Below are 18,844 nucleotides of genomic sequence, written 5' to 3' on the forward strand. Positions count from 1 at the left end.
TTTGATTTATTTAAGTAAACTGAACGAAAATATTTTAGACATTTTGCTTTCTACTGCTACGCCGTTTTTTTCGGCAGGTAGAAAGCGCCATTTTTCCATGGCATTGCGAATGGCGTTTCGAAAATAGCTTACCTTGCTTTTTGATTCAAATTGAATATCTTTTACTAAGCCGTTTTTATCGATATTAAATTCAACCATAATTTCTATTTCAATACCTTTTCGTTTTGCCGAAGAAGGGTATCTAGGCTCGGTAGAGGCAATCAGTTTCGCTTGTTTATGTTTAGGGTTAATTACGGTGTTTTCAGCTAGGTTATTGCGGTAATTTCTTTTTAAATTATCACTTACATTATGCTCAAATTCACCATAAGTTTTATTACTCAGAGTCGTTGGCTCTAGCGCGATTGTTTTATTTAAAGAAGCTGAATTTAATGCGTTTTCACTAGGTTTAGGTTCATTGAGTAATGACGCGACTTGCTCTGAATATGGGTTATCAAGCGTAGCTTGATTGCTTTTTGAGTCGGTACGCTCAAAGGCTAGTTCTGAGATAGATTTAGATTTTTGCGTTTCTTTACTTACCGTCAAAGGTTTGCTCGCACTTGCTTTAGTTACTGCTTCACTTGAGCCTAAAACAATAGGTAATTCATTCAAGCTTGTGTTGCGTTGATATTTAGTCGTTGAATTTTGCGCTAATTTAGCTTGCTTTGTTGTGCTTTTTTCCGGAGTATTTTTAACTTTTATGTCATTTTTAATATTGTTACTTGCTTTTGCTGCGTTTGGTTCTTGTGGCGTTTCAGAGCTGTTGATAGCAATAAGCTGGCGTGCAAGAGAAGAGTTACTACTAACTTGTTCTAGTGCTATTGGCGCGAAAGCGGCTGCACTGCTTTTTAACTCTACCGGAGAATGAGCAAGTGAGATGCTTCCCGACTGCAAATCAATCACAGGTAGCGTTAATGAATACTTAGAAAAACCAAAAATAATGGCAAATAAAATCGTAAATGAAGCTAACCACTTTCCTGATTCTGTCGCTTGAGTGCAGTTTGGTTGATTATCAAGTAACCTTACAACCCGTTGCTTTAAATCGCCACCGGAGGCTGCCATTGCCATATTGGGAATAGCATGATGCCTGTGCTTTTGGCATAGTGATGCCGTATCCGCCAAAGTGTGAGCATAAGCTAGGGCGTTGCCACTATGTTCTACTGCAATATCGTCACTACAATATTCTCTTTCATTGCGCATTTGCTTTGAAACCCAACGCACCGCAGGGTGAAAAAATAGCAGTGTTTCAACTAATGTCTGTAAAAAATTCACGAAATAGTCATGACGACGAATATGCGCTAGCTCGTGCAAAAGTAGCATATCTAATTGCTGTGGTGTTAACCCCGAAACCATACTAAATGGAATAAGTACGATGGGCTTTAACCAGCCTATCGCCATAGGAATATTGGCTTTTGTAGATAGTAATAACGTTACTTTTCGTGTTACACCTACTTTGGCGACTAAGTTATCAAACCTAGCTTGCAAGGCGATATCAGCTTTAACAGTGCCCTGTTGTGGCAGTTTGTTAACATTGTAAAGTTCAATAAGTACTTTCGTTGCTAATAAGGTAACAATACTTAGCCAGATAATTGAAATGCTAGGTAAGTATTCAAACCATTCAAAATACCATGTGTTAGCTTGTCTTTGCTCTAAAAATAAGCTTTGGTCAAGCAAAGGTAATGTTTGGGCGAAGTTAGTCGCTTGGCGATATTCAATATCGTATACAATAAAAAAAGTAATTAGTGGCAGCGCAAGATTGGCAACCATGGCAAGAGACGCTAAGCCATACCGAGTTTGAGATTTTTGATGAGAAATCAATGAAAGTAATACTTTTAATACCAGCGCAACTAAAACTCCTTGCCATAGAAAATGGATAAGAGTTATTGCTATACCAGCTAAAAAAGGACTATTTACTAAGCTTTCCTGCATCATTGAATATATAGTTTACCGTTAAATATCTAACCGTTAATGTTATGGTTGCTGCTCAAGTTCGTTGAGTAATTGTCTAATATCTTCTATTTCTTCTTTACTGGTAGAGTCATCTAAAGCTCGCATTACTAATTTTGATGTTGAGCCACCAAATGCCTTTGATACTAAATCTTTTAATAAAGAGGATTGTGTTACCACTTCGCTATTTGCAGCCGCATAAACATGTGCGCGATTACTTTCATCACGTATAACTAACGCCTTTTCATGCATTATTTGTAATATTTTCAATACGGTAGTATAGCCTGTTTTTTGTGTTTGACTAACTGATTCATGAATTTGTCGAACTGTTGCTGGACCCATTTTCCAGAGGATATTAAGCAACGTTAACTCAGCTTCAGTTGGCTTGATATCTGATTTATCTCGTAACATTGAGATTCCTTAAGGCAAAATTGTTTATAATTGCTTGCATTATTTTTATACGAATAAGCTCGTATCTTATTACTCCTATCCTAGCTTGAGTAGAATAAATGAGCAATACCCTTTATTAAATTGTTGTTATTTACCAATTTAAATTACTGAAATATTGTAATATTTTCTTGACTCGTCGCGTAAAATATAACGACTTAAAGACTGAGTAGATATTTTCGTGAACGCTTTGGAAAATTAGTGAAAATACCATCTACATTGTATGACAAACATCGTTTAATATCATCTGGCTCATCAACCGTATAAACCCAAACTTCAAGTCCTCTTTGATGTGCATCGGTTACTATTTCTTGATTAAGACAGTCGATTGATAAATTTAAACCACTCACTTTTAGCGCTTGGCAAAACTCCGCATAGTGAATAGGGCAACTTGCTATAAGTGCTGCGGTTGCATATCTGGGCAGTAACTGTGATGCGCTTTCAATAGCGTAATGGTTAAATGAAGATAAAATCAGTTGCTTTGCGTTAACAATATTATCTGTAATTGCTTGCGCTAGTATATTGTTAAGTTGCGTTATTTGCTGATCAAGCTCTGAACCTTGTACTGACGATTTAAACTCTATATTAATGAGGCACTGTTTTGATATGATTTGCAGCGCTGAAGGTAGCGTGCAAATACTTCGTTGAAAATCAGGCTTAAATTCTAGTAGCTGCTGGAGTGATAGTTGATTGATATGAAAGCGTTGGCCATTAACGACGAGATGCTGATCATGAATTAAAATAAATTCGCCGCTAGGCTGGTGGTATTGCACGTCAAGCTCAATACCATCACACCCTTGCTTCATTGCTTGTTGAAAAGCTACGAGAGAGTTTTCAGGAAACTCTCCACTGGCACCACGATGGGCAATTATTTTCATAATATTGATTCCTTCGTGGTGAATAGCTGTAATATCATACTAGCTGTTGCTTTGTTCTTGTTGCTTTAATGCGACTAAATCCGCGTAATGCTCACCTAAGCGAGTAATTGTCGTTGGTCCTGCCTGTTCATTGAACTTCACCATATTTGGTGCGAACGTGCTAACAACAGTAGAGCCTAATTTGAAACGCCCCATTTCAGCGCCTTTTTCAAGGGTAATAGCATCAACACCTGTCGCAGGGTATTTCCAGCGAAATACATCTTTTCCTGCAGGCGGTGTAACTGTGCCTGCCCAAACGGTTTCAATACTAGCAACTATTGTTGCACCAACAAGCACCATGGCCATTGCACCTTGTTCGGTATCAAAAATTGCGACAACACGTTCATTGCGAGCAAATAGGTTGGGAACATTATTGGCCGTTAATGGGTTTACTGAAAATAAATCGCCAGGCACGTATATCATTTCACGTAAGGTGCCTGTTATTGGCATATGAATACGGTGATAGTCTTTCGGTGCCAAATATATGCATGAAAACTCGCCACCTTGAAACGGTGCTGCTGTTGCGTCATCACCACCGAGTAAAGTCACTAAACTGTAGTCAAAACCTTTAGCTTGAATAAGTTGTCCGTCCTTAATGGCACCTTGTTGGCTAATGGCACCGTCAACAGGATAACAGATGGTTGTTGGGTCACTATTAATCTGGCGAGCACCATCTTCTAATTCACGTGTAAAGAAGTCGTTGAAGGTTTTAAAATCACTGGCATTTTTTAGCTTAGCTTCAGCCATATTAATGTCATACGCTTTAATGAAATAACTAATAGCTTTTGTGGTAAACCAGCCAGCTTCTGCTGCGGCAAATTTACCCACTAAGCGTGAAATTCCATGTTTAGGCATTAGATATTGCAAAGCAATTTTAATTTTGTTGAGTAACACTACAGTTCCTTAATTTTCTTTTGTTTTAATCGTTAAAGCGGGTAGTTAAGGTGTTATCACCTAAACTTGCCAATATGCGTTGAAAGCTTGCTAGTCTTTCTGCAAAGATTTTTCCTTCATCCTTTGCTGCAACTAGTGCGCAGCCAGGGTCGGTTTGGTGTTTACAGTCTCTGAATTTACAAGTACCAAGATAGTCAGAAAATTCAATAAAACCGTTACTGACTTGTTCTGGAGACATGTGCCATAAGCCAAACTCACGAATACCAGGTGAATCAATAAGATCACCACCATCTTCAAAATGATAAAGCCGTGCAACAGTTGTTGTATGCTGACCTAAGCCAGAGTTTTCCGAAACCTCTTGTGTGACAACACCTAACTCAGGCATTAATGTGTTAGTGAGTGTTGACTTACCGACACCTGATTGGCCAACAAAGACACTGGTATGTTGGCTTAATTGTTGTTTAAGCTCAGTAATACCTTCGCCGGTCTCGTTACTGACATAAGTCACTTGATAACCAATTGCGCGATAAATACTCAGTTGTTTTTCTATTTCTTCACGGTTGCTATCTTCGAGTAAATCAACTTTATTCAATAAAATAACTGGTGTTATGCCGGTTTCTTCGGCAGCAACTAAATAGCGATCAATAATATCGGCATTAAAGGCTGGTAAAACTGAAGAAACAATTAAAATTTGAGAGATGTTTGCGGCAATGGGTTTTACGCCATCGTAAACATCCGGTCGGCTAAGTACTGAATTACGTTCATGCACCGCTTCAATTACACCAGAAATACTATGCTGTGTTTCCTTACTTTTACGCCAAAGTACTTTGTCACCACACACTAATGAATCAATACTTCTGCGCATATTACAACGAGATATCTCTCCATTGTTATCTTCGACATCTGCGTGTTGGCCAAAGCGACTAATAACCGTGCCCGTTTCTGCATCACCTAACTGATCATCTTGCCATTGCACTTTCTCAGAAGATTTACGTAACTTTTTGCTTTGGTTTGCTTTGATCCGACGAGCCTGACCTTTAGTTAATTTTTTGGCTTTAGCCACAAGCTATTCTCATTTTCGTTTATTCTCGATTTGTTTAGTGATTACTACGCCATGCGCACAAATTAATTTTAACACGGGTTATTCTAACGTATTATATACTTAAGCACGGCTTAAATGCATGTGCAATCGCGCCTTTTAGATTCATGCCATAACCAGAGTGTTTGGCTAATTTAGGCACTTGTTGAAGATTAATTGATGTAGGAATGACAATGAGCGTTAATGATAGCAATTTAATTTGGCTAGATTTAGAAATGACCGGCCTTGAGCCAAGTACTGATGTTATCTTAGAAATCGCCACAATTGTAACAGACAGTCAGCTAAATATTATTGCGGAAGGGCCCGTTTTTGCTATCCACCAAAGTGATGATGTTTTAGACAACATGAGCCAATGGTGTATTGAGCATCATGGCGATTCAGGACTAACCCAGCGCTGTCGCGAAAGTTCAACAACATTAGCACAGGCAAGTGCCGCGTCTTTAGCATTTTTTGCTCAATACGTTAGCAAAGGGAAGTCTCCAATGTGTGGCAATAGTATTGGTCAAGATCGACGTTTTATTAATAAATATATGCCTGAATTTGAAGATTATTTTCATTATCGAAACCTAGATGTTAGTACAGTGAAAGAGCTAGCGCGGCGCTGGAAACCAGAGGTACTGGATAAAGTAGTTAAAACAGGGGCGCACTTAGCATTAGATGATATTCGAGAGTCCATCGCGGAATTAAAAGTTTATCAAGAGCACTTTTTTAAAATTTAGCCCTCGCTGAACCTGGTTATACACAAAATAAAGAGACGCAGTAGCGTCTTTTTTTTATAAATTATCTTGCAGGTCTGACCAGTTTATTGCAAGCTACTATTAATCACATATAACAACAAATAAGGATATATCTATGGCGAACCGCTTTAGTAAAGCCGTTGCATTGATTAAAAAGTTTCCTAAAGCAACACACTCATACCTAATGACCAAACTATTTTGTTCACAAGTTAAGTTTGCTAACACCGCAAAAGTCACCATTGTCGATATTAAGCCACAGCAAGTTCACTTATCACTAGTAAATAGAAAAAAAGTGCAGAACCATATCGGTGGGGTGCACGCCGTCGCCGCAGCGCTATTGGCAGAGTCAGCCACAGGTATTGTTTTTGGTATGAATTTGCCTGATAGTGCTTTGCCATTGCTAAAGTCGATGACTATTCATTACCAGCGTCGTATGCAAGGCTCACTTACTGCTATTGCGAAAATATCAGATCAGCAAATTGCACAGCTGACAGAAGAAAAAGGCAATATGGATATAGTTGTTGAAATTACGGATGAGTCAGGTCAGCAGCCTATTGAATGTATTATGACTTGGGCATGGATAACAAAAAATTCAAAAGCAAAATAAACTTCCCTTTGATTAATCGTTGCTAATTAACGTTAAATCCATACACTAACAATAGTTTTAGGCTTGTTAGGATACGGCTACGTTCATGGATTTAACTTTACCGCTTTATCGCCAGTTATTTGGCCGATTTTTCTTACTCGTATTGTGCTTTTTGTTTGTAAGTTTTGCGAGTGTAGGGTTATATTTTTTTCAATCACAGCAGTTACTAACATTAAGTAATCAGCAAATCCCCGAATTTCAGCAACAAAATACTCGCCAAGCACTGCTGGTGAGTCATGAGCGTTTGCTCAATTCAATTATTACCAGTAAAAATGCGCTTGAGTATCGTAAGTCATACAAAACGTTAACGGAAAATTTAAAGCAGCTAACTAAATTATCAAGAAAAAATAGATTGCTACTGAATCAATTATCACAGCAGCTGCAATTACAAGTAGAAAATGTGATACGCCTAAATGACAGTGCTCGCCGCAATATTCAATTAAAAGATAGTGTTATTATTCAACTTACATTAGTTGCCGATAGTTTGTCTGTGCTTATTGCAAATCAATCTCAGCAGCAAAATGATCTTTATTTACAGGTAAACTCTGACCGTTTAAGCGACCGTGTTACTGCAAACCGTGCTGTAGCTCTAAGTAACATTGTAACAAACTTAAATAGAAACAAAGAGCTACATAGGCTATTGGTTGATAGTTTAGTTATGTTTGGCCGCCTTGATTTGCAGTATGATTTAATTGAGTTTGACTACTTACAAAAACAAGCAAGTTCAGGTTTTGAAAAGTGGCTGCTGAAAGCACAACAACTGGGTAGTAAAAGTGCCGCCGAAACAGCACTACAAGAGCAAGTGATTGTGTTAAATAATTTGCTATTTGTTGAGCAAAATACATTTGCTAAATGGCGTGGACAGCTTCGCAGAGCACTTGCTTATAAAACAGAGTTATTATCACAAAAAGTCGAGCTAAGTCCCTTATTAGCAAAAGTAACTACTGTTAATTCACCTAACGAAGTGATGTTAAATCAACAGTTAGAACATTGGCTTGCTGCAATTGGCCTTGATATTTCTGAACAGAATTATATTTGGTTCGTTGCTGCTATATATAGTTTGTTCATGGTCATTTTTTTATTGCTACTAGGTAGTATTCGTAGCAAGTTGAAACGCTTTAATACAATAAACAAAAAACTGACCACTGCATATGTTGAAACCGGAACATGTACAGGTGAAACTGATTGTGAAGAAACTCAGCAAGTCATTGATGCTATTAAACAAATTAAGCAACCTAAACATAGTGAAGCTGACTACCTAAACTTAGCAAAAAATCAGCAATTGTTAAGCTCATTTATGAGTGAGCATAGTGAACATTTGTTTTGGCCGTTTTCTGATTCTGCGCCGATGAATGCTCAAATATTAGCAAAACTTTTCGGTGGTGAAACACATGTAGGGCATTGGCGTCATTTGTTTAGCCGACACGATGTAAATTGCATTATTGCCAGTGCTCGTAAAGCCAAACAAACGCAGTCAATTCAACGGTTATCATTAATAACATTGCATGAAAATGAAATATCACTGTCGATCGAGTTTGCTAACAATAGCTGGCGCGGCAGTATTTGTTCTGCTAAAAAACTGCAACAGCTAATAAGTGATAACAGCCAATTACAGCAGCAACTTCAGCAACAAAGCCAAGATGAAAAGCTAAATATAATAAAGGCTAGTGAGCAGGTTAGTAAGACTATTCAACGAACTGCATTAAAAAATCAACTTGTTGAGTTAGGTAAATATGAGAGTTCCGGTGAGCAAAGTTTGTCATTGAACCAGTTATTGACATGGAGTCAAAGGCAAAAGGTTAGTGCCCAATTGCGTCGTGATGACTATTTGCTCACTTTATCTGACGTTAACATTATTGATGAACTACATGCAGTAGCAGCCAACGTAATGTTGGCTCATGCTCATTGTCATAATGTAGTTTACGTTAATACCGATGCTAACCTAAACCCTAGTGTGACGCTGGAAAGTGAGCTGTTCCAATCGATGGTTTATGAACTAGCTTCATTATTATTAGCAAAGCAAAACCATACGACTTTAGACATTAAGCTACAGGTTATTGATGTAAATAGTGCTCAACAAATTATTCGTTTTAGTTTGTTGCTTAGCACGCCTTCATGCCAAGAAGCGTTGGTGAAATCTATCAAGTTGTTAGGGCTTGATACTGACTCTAAACAGGGCAATTTTACGACACTAGAAAGCTACCTGCGTGACTTATTGTTAGTTTTTAATGCAAGCAATAATGAAAGTATAGTTATTAATAATTCAGGCAAATTTACTTTTGATATACCGCTTGCAAGTGCTGATACATCAGGTAAAACATCAGTGTCAGCCAATAAAAATAAGGCAATACTGAGTAAAGCCAATATTTTGGTTGTAGCAACCGACGCCAGTATGCGTGAGCGTATCTGCCAAGGACTAAACAGTACAAAGTTAAATGTTGAAACCATGCGCGATTTAACGCTATTTCAACGTCAATTAAGCATTAAGCATTTAACTGCTAATAGTATTGATGTTTTAATTATGTCGCTGGAAGTATATCAAACAGACTACAAGTTGATCGCTCAGCATATTGCTTCATTGCCTGAAAAGTTACAGCCTAAATTGTTAGTAACTCAAGGATTAACTGAGCTAGGCTTGGCTACAACCGGCGTTTACTCTGCTTGTTTAGCTCCTTGGTATGAAGTCGAACTGCAAAGGCAGCTGGCCGTATTGTTGGCTGGTACCGAAAAAAGTAATTTACTAATTGCTCAGGAAATTTTTGCTCAACAGCGATTCTTAGTAAATCACGTTGAGCTGTTGTTAGCTGTTGCTAAGCCGGTTGAAAATCAACTACTGTTACAGTTGCTACATTGGTTGGGCTTTCAAGTTACCTTAGTTTCAAATGTTCGACAGTTAGAGAGCCATTGGCAAACAGGTCGTTATTTGCTGTTGATTTCTGAATTTCTTTCAGCTGACTTGACGTTGACTGATACAGAAAAATCTCCAAGAGGTATTTTCTGTTTTGGCGAGCAACAGACGGTAAAAGAGTATATAAATAGCCAAAAAATCGAGCAAAAATGGCAAGTCGACTTAATGCCACCGGCATTAGATATTCAAGCCATAATTAAGCTATTAATGCCTTGGTTAAAACCTGCATTTGAAGCTATGGATGTTTCGATAGAAACTACCGATATAAGCGAGGTTACAACTGAGGAGACATCGCCTCCATCTATGTCAAATAAGAAAAAGTTAAATAAGGCAATAGCTAAGCCAACAAACAGCGAAATAGATGAGTTAGCAGATTTACAAAGTAATACAAAACATATCGCTGAAAACGACCAACAAAGCGCCAGTGAACCGTGGCATTTTGACTTGGCAGCATATGCACAAAATCAAGGTTCAGCAGAATTAGCAGCAATTATGCTTGATGATTACTTGTCTGATATTGAACAATTTTTATTAGAGTTTGAGGTAAGTATTCACAAGCAAGACGTAGTACAGGCGCTGATATGCATAGAACATACTATACAGCTTTGTGAAGTTATTGCTGCTCAGCCACTTTTACAGCTTAGCAAAGCAGTAAAAGCACAACTTGCTCAGGTTAGTGAAAAGTTATCGCAACAAGATATTGCTCTTTTTCAGCAGCAAGCAGAGCAATTACAGCAAAGTTTTTCACATTTAGTTGGTTTCGCCGAGTCAATATGAAAATAGAGCCGTTAAAAAATGTTATAACCGACGTCGCTAGCCCTTGCGTACGTAATTGTTGTCTCGATGCAGAAGATATTTGCTTAGGTTGCAATCGCCATATTGATGAGATCATGGCGTGGCGGACACTAGATAACGAGGAAAAAGCTAAGGTATTACAGCAGTGTCAAAAGCGCGAGCAGGAACGAGAGCAATAAATGATTAGAGATGAAACAGTTAGGGCTAACAATGACGGAGCTTGAAAAAAACACTTTAGCTCAATTAGACAAGCTTAATGTCTTGATTATTGATGACAATTTGCTGGTGCACAATACCCTAAAAGAAAGTTTGTATGCGCTGGGGATAAAAGAAATACGTTGTGCCGAAAACGCTTATTATGGCCTAAGGTTGTGTGATGAAATGCACTTTCATGTTGTTATATGTGCGTTTAATGTTAAAAGTGACAAAGATGGCTTTCACTTATTAGAAGAGCTTAAATTTAAGGGGCATGTTACAAAAACAACAGTTTTAATTTTTCTTAGCTCGGAAACAGATGAATCTTTGGTTAACTCAATTATTGAATTACAGCCTGATGATTTTTGGACTAAACCACTGGCAATTAAGAAAGTTCAAACTCGATTAACGGCAACATTAAAAGTTAAACAGGTATTATTTAATATTTATAGCGCCATCGATAAAAAGGCTTATGCTAAAGCGATTTATTTTGCCGATCGGCATTTATTAAATGATAAGTTAGCGTCATTTCATCCGAATATAAACCGTATGAAAGGTGATGCACTTTTGCAGTTGTTAGAATTTCAAGAAGCAGAAGCTTTCTATAAAAAACTTTTCAGCCAATATCAATATTCATGGGTTTACTTAGGTTATGCTAAAGCATTATTAAAGCAAGGGCGTATTGAAGAAATTCGTGAAATGTTAAAAAGCTTGATCGATAAGCCAGAAACTCGCTTTGGTGCTCACGATATGATGGCACAATATTATATTGAGCAAGAGCAATACCAGCTGGCATATGATGAAATTAAACTGGCAACGGCATTAGCCCCTAGAAATATAGAACGTAATAAAAAATCTTGGGACCTTGCCCGCTTAACGCATGATTACAAAGGACAATATATAGCTACACGAAATATTGCCCAGCAAGCTAAAAATTCAATACATGACTCACCAGAGCTTATATTAAATGTTATTCGCGCCGGGATAGATTTGGCTTGTGCAACTCCAGATGACAGTGCGCAACCAGTGCTTAAACAAATGGACCGTTATATTGAACAGTTTGAAAATGACTATGATGATATTCAATTGTTTAAGCAGCAATTATTAGTGGTGAAGGCGCGTTTACATAATGTTCGAGATGAAGAAGAAAAAGCAACTAAGCTAGTTGAAAATCATATGTCGTTGAAGCCGTCGGCAATTGTTGAAGATAATTTAGATAAAGTTAAAGTGTTGCATGAACTAGGTATGCGTGAAGATGCAATTCATTTACTAAAAGCCATCAATAATCAAATTGCCGGTGACTCACTAAATTGCCAAGTAGTTAAGCACTATATTGAACAAGAAACGCAAGAACGCGAAGAAATACATTTTACTGCGAAGCAATTAAATAGTATGGCGGTAGAGCATTTTCAGAAAAATCGTTTACTACCAGCATTAGAGGCAATAATACAAGCTTTGCAGTTAAGCCCAGACAATATCAAGTTACTGATCAGTGAATTGAAAATTCTGATCACCATTAAGCAACAAGGTGAAGCGAGTGCAGAGCACATAGCGTTAGCTGAGCATGTATTCAGTCAATTGGCAGACCGAGCGCTAGAAGAGAAGACACGTAGTGTTTTCGATGACTTAAATGTAAAGTGGCAAAAGCTTATTGCATAGTGTTTCTTCTTTGGGGTATTTATGCATCGCGCGGCATGCCTTTTTCCACGGAACGAATAAGGCGTGCGGTCAAACGTTGATTTTTATCATACGTTAACTTTTGTAATTTTAATGCTTGTTGCTCTAACGCCCAATGAATATGCTCGGCGACCATATCATCGGCACTATCAAGTTTTTCAGTTAATGCATCTACATTGGCGCTAGAGTAATTGGCATTACCTAAGGCGATTGCGATATTACGTTGCCAGCATGAAAAGCCAATGCGGCGTATTGGTGAGCCCTCAGTTTTACTGAGAAAAGCTTGTTCATCCCAAGCAAATAATTCTAATAATGCTATATTGTCGAGGTTTTGGCGTGGTTTAAAGTCATCTTCACTGCCAAGTTTGGCAAACTTATTCCAAGGGCAAATAAGCTGACAATCGTCACAACCATAAATACGATTACCAATTAGCGGCCTAAATTCAATGGGAATAGCGTCTCTAAGCTCAATGGTAAGATAAGAAATACAGCGCCTAGCATCAACCACATAAGGTTCAACAATAGCCTGTGTTGGGCAAATTTTGATGCATGCAACACAACTGCCGCAATCATTTTCTGGTTTATTATCGACAACCAAAGGAAGATCAACTAATAGCTCTCCTAAAAAGAACCATGAACCAGCTTGCTTGTTAATAAGTAGCGAGTGCTTACCAACCCAGCCAAGTCCTGCTTTCTCTGCTAGTGGCCGCTCAAGGATAGGAGCAGAATCAACAAAGGGTCGATAATTAAAACCTTCACAATGAGTTTTAATTTTTTCACCAAGCTGCTTTAAACGCTTGCGCATTAATTTATGATAATCACGACCTAAAGCATAACGGCTAATATAAGCGTGATCGCGATTTTTTAAAATGCGCGCAAACTTTGCATCAGTTGGCAAATAATCCATTCTAACGCTAATAACATTAAGTGTACCTTCCACTAACTCTTTTGCTCGTGCTCTCATTAGTCCGTGGCGAGCCATATAATCCATATTGCCATGATAGTTATTTTCTAACCAACGGGTTAATGCGGCTTCATGGGCCGACAAGTCAACATCACAAATACCGACTTGTGAGAATCCAAGTTCTTGGCCCCAAAGCTTGATTTTTTCTGTTAATTCTTGATAGTTAATAGCAGGAGTAGTCATGTTTACAGAAGTTAGAGTGATAAGGTGATCGTACTATGCCAGTGAGTTTAACACATCATGCCTATAAGGTTAATCAACTACAGCAGTTTGAAGCTGATGCAGCGCAAGCTATTGGTTTGAATTTATTTCAATTAATGGAGTGCGCAGGTCAGGCTGTTTTTAATAATATTCGTCAATTCTATCCGGCGGCACATCGTGTGCTAATTATTGCTGGAAAAGGCAATAATGGCGGTGATGGCTATATTGTTGCTAGGTTGGCACATAAAGCTGGACTGAATGTCATGGTTGTTGTGGTTACCGAGCGTCACCATATAAAAGGAGATGCGTTAACCGCACTTGAGTTGCTAGAAAATTGCGCTGTACCTATATATTTCTCAGCCACAACTACCGCTAGTATTGCCGTTATTGAAAGCTTTCAAGGTGAGCTTATTTTAGATTGTTTGTTTGGAATTGGCTTTAACGGTGCTTTGTCGAGTGAATTTATAGACTTAGTAGAAGCAATTAACAAACAAAACTGTGTTCGGGTAGCTGTTGATGTGCCATCAGGCTTAAATGCTGATTTAGGTATTGTCGCTGAAACGGCTGTACATGCTGATTTAACGGTTACTTTAATTGCATACAAACGTGGACTACTGTCTGGGCAAGCCGCAAACTACGTCGGTAAACTAGTACTTGCAACCTTGTCAATAAATGCTAGCTTTGCAGGGTTAACATCTTCGCATTGTTTGTATCAAGATAAAGCAAATCTGCCGCAGCTAACATCGAGGCAACCTACTAGCCACAAAGGTAGTATAGGTATGATGCTTGCGGTGGGGGGCGACCGTACTTTTACTGGCGCTATATGTCTAGCGTCAGAAATGGCATTACGTGCTGGGGCCGCTCTGGTTAGTGTTTGCTGTCATGAGCAATCGCGAGCCATTTTATTACAGCGCCAACCTGAGCTGATGATAGTGGCAAATTGTGCCCAAACACTTGCCTCGTCAACTTTACTGAATAAAGTTAAGTCAGTGATTATTGGACCAGGTTTAGGGCGTAATGCTTGGTCTGAAAGTCTCTTTGAAGCGGCAATTAATATTGAAAGTGAAAAAGTAATAGACGCCGATGGTTTATATTTTCTCGCCCAAAATAAACGTAAATCTAGTCATTGGATACTAACTCCACATCCAGGTGAAGCTGCGACATTATTAAGCTGCAGTATTGATGAAATTGAACTTGATAGATTTGCGGCCGTCAAAGCAATTGCTCGTCAATACGGCGGTATTTGTGTGTTAAAGGGAGCAGGAACTTTAATTTCAGATGGTGAAACAACGTGGATTAATTCTACGGGAAATGCGGGAATGGCTAGTGGTGGCATGGGCGATGTTCTTACGGGATTAATTGGAGCACTAATTTTGCAAACACCAGGGTTATTTCAAGCAGCTCGCCTTAGTGTGTATATTCATGGGCTCGCTGCTGATATTATTGCCAAAAAGCATGGGCAAATTGGTATACTAGCAAGTGATCTTTATCCTGAAGTACAACACTTGATTAACAGTGAAAGTAACTTTCTAGGTTAAATAAATGATAAAAGTGCCATAAGTAAATCAAAAGAAAATGAAAAATGAATAATTTTGTGACAAATCAAAGCTTTATTTTAGCGGATGAAACCGCCACTATTGCAATGGGTAAACGTATAGCCGATATAGTAAAAGCCAATTTAAACCATGGGATTACCGTATATCTAAATGGTGACCTTGGTGCTGGTAAAACAACATTAACGCGTGGTTTTGTTCAAGGTATGGGGCATGATGGCAATGTTAAGAGCCCAACCTATACCTTAGTTGAACCTTATGATTTACTAGATTGGCAAGTTTATCATTTTGATTTATACCGTTTAGCTGATCCAGAAGAATTAGAATATATGGGCATTAGAGATTATTTTAATAACCGAAGCTGTAGTTTTATTGAGTGGCCTGAAAAAGGCAAAGGTATGATTGCTAGCGCAGATTTAGTGATTGATTTAGTTTATCTTGAAGAGCAACGCGAAATTACGTTGCAATCGGAGACAGCGCTTGGGCAACAGCTTTTATTAGCATTATCTGCAATGAATGATTTATCTTGATACAGTAGTGAAATGTTATGATAAAGAAGAATAATAAAAATAGCTTACTAAGTGCTGGTTAAAGGGGACAGAATTTAAATGCGTTTTTATAAAATAGCGCTGTATGTAATTACTATTTCCATGTTATGGCTTGGTACAGTAGCGACAGCAAGCGCCACTAACAAGATTAAAAATGTTCGAGTATGGCCTGCACCCGATAGTACGCGTGTGGTTTTTGATCTTAGTAAAAAGCCTGATTTTAAATATTTTTCGCTAAATTCACCTAATCGATTAGTCATTGACTTTAAAAACAGTAAAAACGTAGCAGCGTTAATGTCAGCAATTAAAGCTGATAAACGTGTCAAGAAAATTCGCTCAAGTACCGCGAAAAATAAAACCAGTACTCGACTAGTTTTAGAGCTTGCTGAAAATTATCGTGTATCAGCATTTCCTCTTGCTCCCGCAGGACAATATGGCCATCGTTTAGTTATTGATCTTTATGATAAGCAAAGCAAAGTTGTTGCTAAACATGATAACAGTAAAGGTAAGCGTGATATTGTTATTGCCATTGTTGCTGGCCATGGTGGTGATGATCCCGGCTCAATAGGTGCCGCTGGTACTTATGAAAAGCGTGTTACTTTAAATATTGCTAAGAAGCTAGCTAAACTAATTGATCGCAAAAAGGGTTTGAAAGCTGTGATGATACGCAGTGGTGACTATTATGTTAGCCATGATCGCAAGCCCAAATTAGCACGTAAAAATAAAGCTGATTTGTTAATTTCCATTCATGCCGATGCGTTTACGTCTCCTAAACCTAGTGGTGCATCAGTGCTCGTGCAATCTACGCGTCGGGCTGATTCAGAATTTGCCCGTTGGATCCAAAATAGAGAAAAAAACTCTGAACTGCTAGGCGGTGCAGGGGAAACGATTAAGAAAACCAAAGATGACAATTTAGCAATTGCACTGGCCGATATGAAAAAAGAATACACTATGGCCAGTAGCTACAATTTTGCCGAACACGTGATAAAGCAATTAAAGAAAGTAACAAAATTACATAAGAAAAAACCCGAGCGCTTAAGTTTAGCCGTTTTAAAGTCTTCTGATATTCCTTCTGTATTAATCGAAACAGGCTTTATTTCAAACCCGCAAGAAGAAAAACGCTTGAATAATGCCAATCATCAACAGAAACTGGCCAAAGCCATTTATACCGCTGTTGATCATTACTTTTCACGAAATCCACCAGATGGCAGTTTATATGCTGCAAATCGTGTTCGAGAGCACAAGGTTAGTCGTGGCGAATCTTTATCTGTTGTTGCACAACGCTATAAAGTCTCGGTTCGACAATTAAAATCCGCCAATAACTTGAAATCCAATGTGGTTCGAATTGGTCAAACATTAAAAATTCCACAGGCAGATTAAGTTAGATATGACAATTGCAATACTTCCCGCTCGCCTTGCTAACCAAATTGCTGCAGGAGAGGTGGTTGAACGTCCAGCATCCGTAGTAAAAGAGCTCATTGAAAATAGTTTAGATGCTGGCGCAACCAATATTCGAGTGGATATTGAAAAGGGTGGTGCTAAACGCATTCGTATCATCGACAATGGCAAGGGGATTGCAAAAGATGAGTTAGGCTTAGCACTGAGCCGCCATGCCACCAGCAAAATTAAAGACTTGAATGATCTCGAATCCATCAGCAGTTTAGGGTTTCGTGGTGAAGCCTTGGCCAGTATAAGCTCAGTTGCCCGTCTCACATTAACTTCTAAACCGAATGAGCAAGACACTGCATGGCAAGCAAATGCTCATGGGCGTGATATGGAAGTTACCGTAAACCCAGCTGCGCACCCAAACGGTACAACAATTGATGTCTGCGACTTATTTTTTAACACGCCAGCAAGACGCAAATTTTTACGAACGGAAAAAACCGAATTTGGTCATATCGAAGAGGTGATTAAACGCATCGCACTCGCTAGGTTTGATGTTGCTTTTACCTTAACGCATAACCATAAAACCATTAAACAGTTTCGTCTTGCTAATTCTGCTATGCAACGAAGTAAACGTGTAGCACAAATTTGTGGACAAAAATTTATTGATAATGCCCTAGAGGTAGATTGTCAGCACGACGGTTTTCATTTACACGGCTGGATAGCACAGTCAAGCTTTTATCGCAGCCAGAATGATCTTTGTTACAGTTATGTCAATGGTCGTATGATGCGTGACAAGCTAATTAATCATGCCATTCGCCAAGCCTATGCTGAATTGTTGCCTAATGATAGTTACCCTGCATTTGTGCTGTTTTTTAATCTCGACTTTCGTGAAGTTGATGTCAATGTACACCCTGCAAAACATGAGGTTAGATTTCATCAGGGTCGTTATGTACATGACTTTATTTATTCAGTGTGCCATCAAGCATTGATTGCTAATCGTGCGCCAGAGCTTACTGTTGATGACAGTACAGGTGAAGTGTTAACAGACATAGTCGCAAGGCAAGAAACGGTAAGTGGTATAGATACCAGCTTTGTCACACCATTACGCTCAACAGGCACTAGTAGTAAAGTGTCAGAAGCAACACCTGCGTATCGGCCTCACCAAAATACAAACAGGCAATATAGCCAAGCGAGTGCGCCAGCCTATAGCGCGAAAATAAACCCTCAGGTGAGTAAGGCATATAGCGACCTGATGACTCCGCTTGTTGAACATACTAGTAGTGAGCAAGCAGTAGAGCATTCTGCTGTCATTTCAACAACTGAAAAGCTAATTACAACTGATGGCAAAGCAAAGGTGTTGTACTGGCAGCCACCACATTATTTAGTGTTTGAGCAACAACAAGAATTACGCTTATTGTCGCTGCAAAAACTTGAGCGTTACCTTAAGTTGCAGCTTGTTAAGCAACGTTGGCATGAAAAGTTTGTGTCTCAGCCGTTATTGTTACCAGTTAAAGTTAGCGTCAGTGAAAAAGTTGCCAATTTTGCTGCTTTGAACATTGCGCAATTTCAATATATTGGCATGGAAATTAGGCAAGTTAACAAAACAACATTGCAAATTCGACAATTTCCCGCATTGCTGCGCAATAAAAATGTTGCTAGCAGTTTTGATTTATTAATGAGCCAGTTACAGGTAGAAACCCAAAGCGATGTTCATTCCGAAATTGATTGGCAAATGGCACTAGCCCATTTGATGATAACAGAAGAAATGACAGAGGAAAGTGCGCTGCAAATATGGCGAAATGCAGAAAGTCAGTTTAATTGTCAATTTGAACAGCAACTACGCTTGAATTCTGTTGCTATTGACCTTACATCGTCTATAAGCCAATTTGAGTAA

15 protein-coding genes are annotated in these 18,844 nt (G+C 38.6%); 9 read left to right on the top strand and 6 right to left on the bottom strand.

The annotated features are described in order from the left end of the window. Positions 1-6: 6 nt before the first annotated feature. The 5 genes from AC27HL_RS16690 to rsgA all read right to left on the bottom strand — a co-directional run bounded on the left by AC27HL_RS16690 (position 7) and on the right by rsgA (position 5,304). Positions 7-1,968, bottom strand: coding sequence for a TonB family protein (locus AC27HL_RS16690; protein ID WP_487082185.1), 1,962 nt, complete (start codon positions 1,966-1,968; stop codon positions 7-9). Between the two features lie 39 nt (positions 1,969-2,007). After that, a complete protein-coding gene (locus AC27HL_RS16695; protein WP_487082186.1) occupies positions 2,008-2,394 on the bottom strand; it encodes a BlaI/MecI/CopY family transcriptional regulator in 387 nt (128 codons plus the stop codon). Between the two features lie 194 nt (positions 2,395-2,588). Further along, a complete protein-coding gene (locus AC27HL_RS16700) occupies positions 2,589-3,308 on the bottom strand; it encodes a glycerophosphodiester phosphodiesterase (protein ID WP_487082187.1) in 720 nt (239 codons plus the stop codon). A 39-nt stretch (positions 3,309-3,347) separates the two neighbouring features. Next, positions 3,348-4,202: an archaetidylserine decarboxylase gene (gene asd, locus AC27HL_RS16705; RefSeq protein WP_487082245.1), complete on the bottom strand. Its 855-nt coding sequence runs from the start codon at positions 4,200-4,202 to the stop codon at positions 3,348-3,350. A 64-nt stretch (positions 4,203-4,266) separates the two neighbouring features. Beyond that, positions 4,267-5,304, bottom strand: a complete 1,038-nt coding sequence (gene rsgA, locus AC27HL_RS16710) for a small ribosomal subunit biogenesis GTPase RsgA (protein ID WP_487082188.1) — start codon at positions 5,302-5,304, stop codon at positions 4,267-4,269. Positions 5,305-5,513: 209 nt separating this feature from the next. On the opposite strand from rsgA, the gene orn reads away from it, so the two are divergent. The 5 genes from orn to AC27HL_RS16735 all read left to right on the top strand — a co-directional run bounded on the left by orn (position 5,514) and on the right by AC27HL_RS16735 (position 12,280). Then, a complete protein-coding gene (orn, locus tag AC27HL_RS16715; protein ID WP_487082189.1) occupies positions 5,514-6,059 on the top strand; it encodes an oligoribonuclease in 546 nt (181 codons plus the stop codon). Between the two features lie 133 nt (positions 6,060-6,192). After that, the gene (locus AC27HL_RS16720) at positions 6,193-6,684 is read left to right on the top strand and encodes a DUF4442 domain-containing protein (RefSeq protein WP_487082190.1); all 492 of its coding nucleotides are present in this window, start codon (positions 6,193-6,195) and stop codon (positions 6,682-6,684) included. A gap of 85 nt (positions 6,685-6,769) precedes the next feature. Continuing rightward, complete coding sequence (locus AC27HL_RS16725; protein WP_487082191.1) at positions 6,770-10,408, top strand: hypothetical protein; 3,639 nt, start codon at positions 6,770-6,772, stop codon at positions 10,406-10,408. Beyond that, positions 10,405-10,605 carry a DUF1289 domain-containing protein gene (locus AC27HL_RS16730; protein ID WP_487082192.1) on the top strand — a complete coding sequence of 67 codons (201 nt, stop codon included), beginning with the start codon at positions 10,405-10,407 and terminating at the stop codon, positions 10,603-10,605. The genes AC27HL_RS16725 and AC27HL_RS16730 overlap by 4 nt, the downstream gene beginning before the upstream one ends. 31 nt (positions 10,606-10,636) lie before the next feature. Next, positions 10,637-12,280 (top strand): response regulator, encoded by a 1,644-nt coding sequence (locus AC27HL_RS16735; protein WP_487082193.1) that lies wholly within the window; start codon positions 10,637-10,639, stop codon positions 12,278-12,280. A 19-nt stretch (positions 12,281-12,299) separates the two neighbouring features. Here AC27HL_RS16735 and queG read toward each other — a convergent pair whose 3' ends face one another. Then, entirely contained in the window at positions 12,300-13,445 is a 1,146-nt protein-coding gene (gene queG / locus AC27HL_RS16740; RefSeq protein ID WP_487082194.1) for a tRNA epoxyqueuosine(34) reductase QueG, read from the bottom strand. Positions 13,446-13,480: 35 nt separating this feature from the next. Here queG and AC27HL_RS16745 point away from each other — a divergent pair, with 35 nt between their 5' ends. The 4 genes from AC27HL_RS16745 (at position 13,481) to mutL (ending at position 18,844) form a co-directional block, all read left to right on the top strand. Further along, positions 13,481-15,001: an NAD(P)H-hydrate dehydratase gene (locus tag AC27HL_RS16745; protein ID WP_487082195.1), complete on the top strand. Its 1,521-nt coding sequence runs from the start codon at positions 13,481-13,483 to the stop codon at positions 14,999-15,001. 44 nt (positions 15,002-15,045) lie between these two features. Continuing rightward, on the top strand, positions 15,046-15,546 hold the full coding sequence (gene tsaE / locus AC27HL_RS16750; protein WP_487082196.1) for a tRNA (adenosine(37)-N6)-threonylcarbamoyltransferase complex ATPase subunit type 1 TsaE: 501 nt from the start codon (positions 15,046-15,048) through the stop codon (positions 15,544-15,546). A 78-nt stretch (positions 15,547-15,624) separates the two neighbouring features. Continuing rightward, positions 15,625-16,944, top strand: coding sequence for an N-acetylmuramoyl-L-alanine amidase (locus AC27HL_RS16755; protein ID WP_487082197.1), 1,320 nt, complete (start codon positions 15,625-15,627; stop codon positions 16,942-16,944). A 7-nt stretch (positions 16,945-16,951) separates the two neighbouring features. Then, positions 16,952-18,844 (top strand): DNA mismatch repair endonuclease MutL, encoded by a 1,893-nt coding sequence (gene mutL, locus AC27HL_RS16760; RefSeq protein ID WP_487082198.1) that lies wholly within the window; start codon positions 16,952-16,954, stop codon positions 18,842-18,844.

The organism is Colwellia aquaemaris (genome assembly GCF_057548755.1).

Excerpts from the sequence above, each read along its gene's own strand:
- AC27HL_RS16690 (WP_487082185.1), bottom strand. The coding sequence starts at position 1,968 with ATGATGCAGGAAAGCTTAGTAAATAGTCCTTTTTTAGCTGGTATAGCA.
- AC27HL_RS16695 (WP_487082186.1), bottom strand. The coding sequence starts at position 2,394 with ATGTTACGAGATAAATCAGATATCAAGCCAACTGAAGCTGAGTTAACG.
- AC27HL_RS16700 (WP_487082187.1), bottom strand. The coding sequence starts at position 3,308 with ATGAAAATAATTGCCCATCGTGGTGCCAGTGGAGAGTTTCCTGAAAAC.
- asd (WP_487082245.1), bottom strand. The coding sequence starts at position 4,202 with ATGCCTAAACATGGAATTTCACGCTTAGTGGGTAAATTTGCCGCAGCA.
- orn (WP_487082189.1), top strand. The coding sequence starts at position 5,514 with ATGAGCGTTAATGATAGCAATTTAATTTGGCTAGATTTAGAAATGACC.
- AC27HL_RS16720 (WP_487082190.1), top strand. The coding sequence starts at position 6,193 with ATGGCGAACCGCTTTAGTAAAGCCGTTGCATTGATTAAAAAGTTTCCT.
- AC27HL_RS16725 (WP_487082191.1), top strand. The coding sequence starts at position 6,770 with ATGGATTTAACTTTACCGCTTTATCGCCAGTTATTTGGCCGATTTTTC.
- AC27HL_RS16730 (WP_487082192.1), top strand. The coding sequence starts at position 10,405 with ATGAAAATAGAGCCGTTAAAAAATGTTATAACCGACGTCGCTAGCCCT.
- AC27HL_RS16735 (WP_487082193.1), top strand. The coding sequence starts at position 10,637 with ATGACGGAGCTTGAAAAAAACACTTTAGCTCAATTAGACAAGCTTAAT.
- queG (WP_487082194.1), bottom strand. The coding sequence starts at position 13,445 with ATGACTACTCCTGCTATTAACTATCAAGAATTAACAGAAAAAATCAAG.
- AC27HL_RS16745 (WP_487082195.1), top strand. The coding sequence starts at position 13,481 with ATGCCAGTGAGTTTAACACATCATGCCTATAAGGTTAATCAACTACAG.
- tsaE (WP_487082196.1), top strand. The coding sequence starts at position 15,046 with ATGAATAATTTTGTGACAAATCAAAGCTTTATTTTAGCGGATGAAACC.
- AC27HL_RS16755 (WP_487082197.1), top strand. The coding sequence starts at position 15,625 with ATGCGTTTTTATAAAATAGCGCTGTATGTAATTACTATTTCCATGTTA.
- mutL (WP_487082198.1), top strand. The coding sequence starts at position 16,952 with ATGACAATTGCAATACTTCCCGCTCGCCTTGCTAACCAAATTGCTGCA.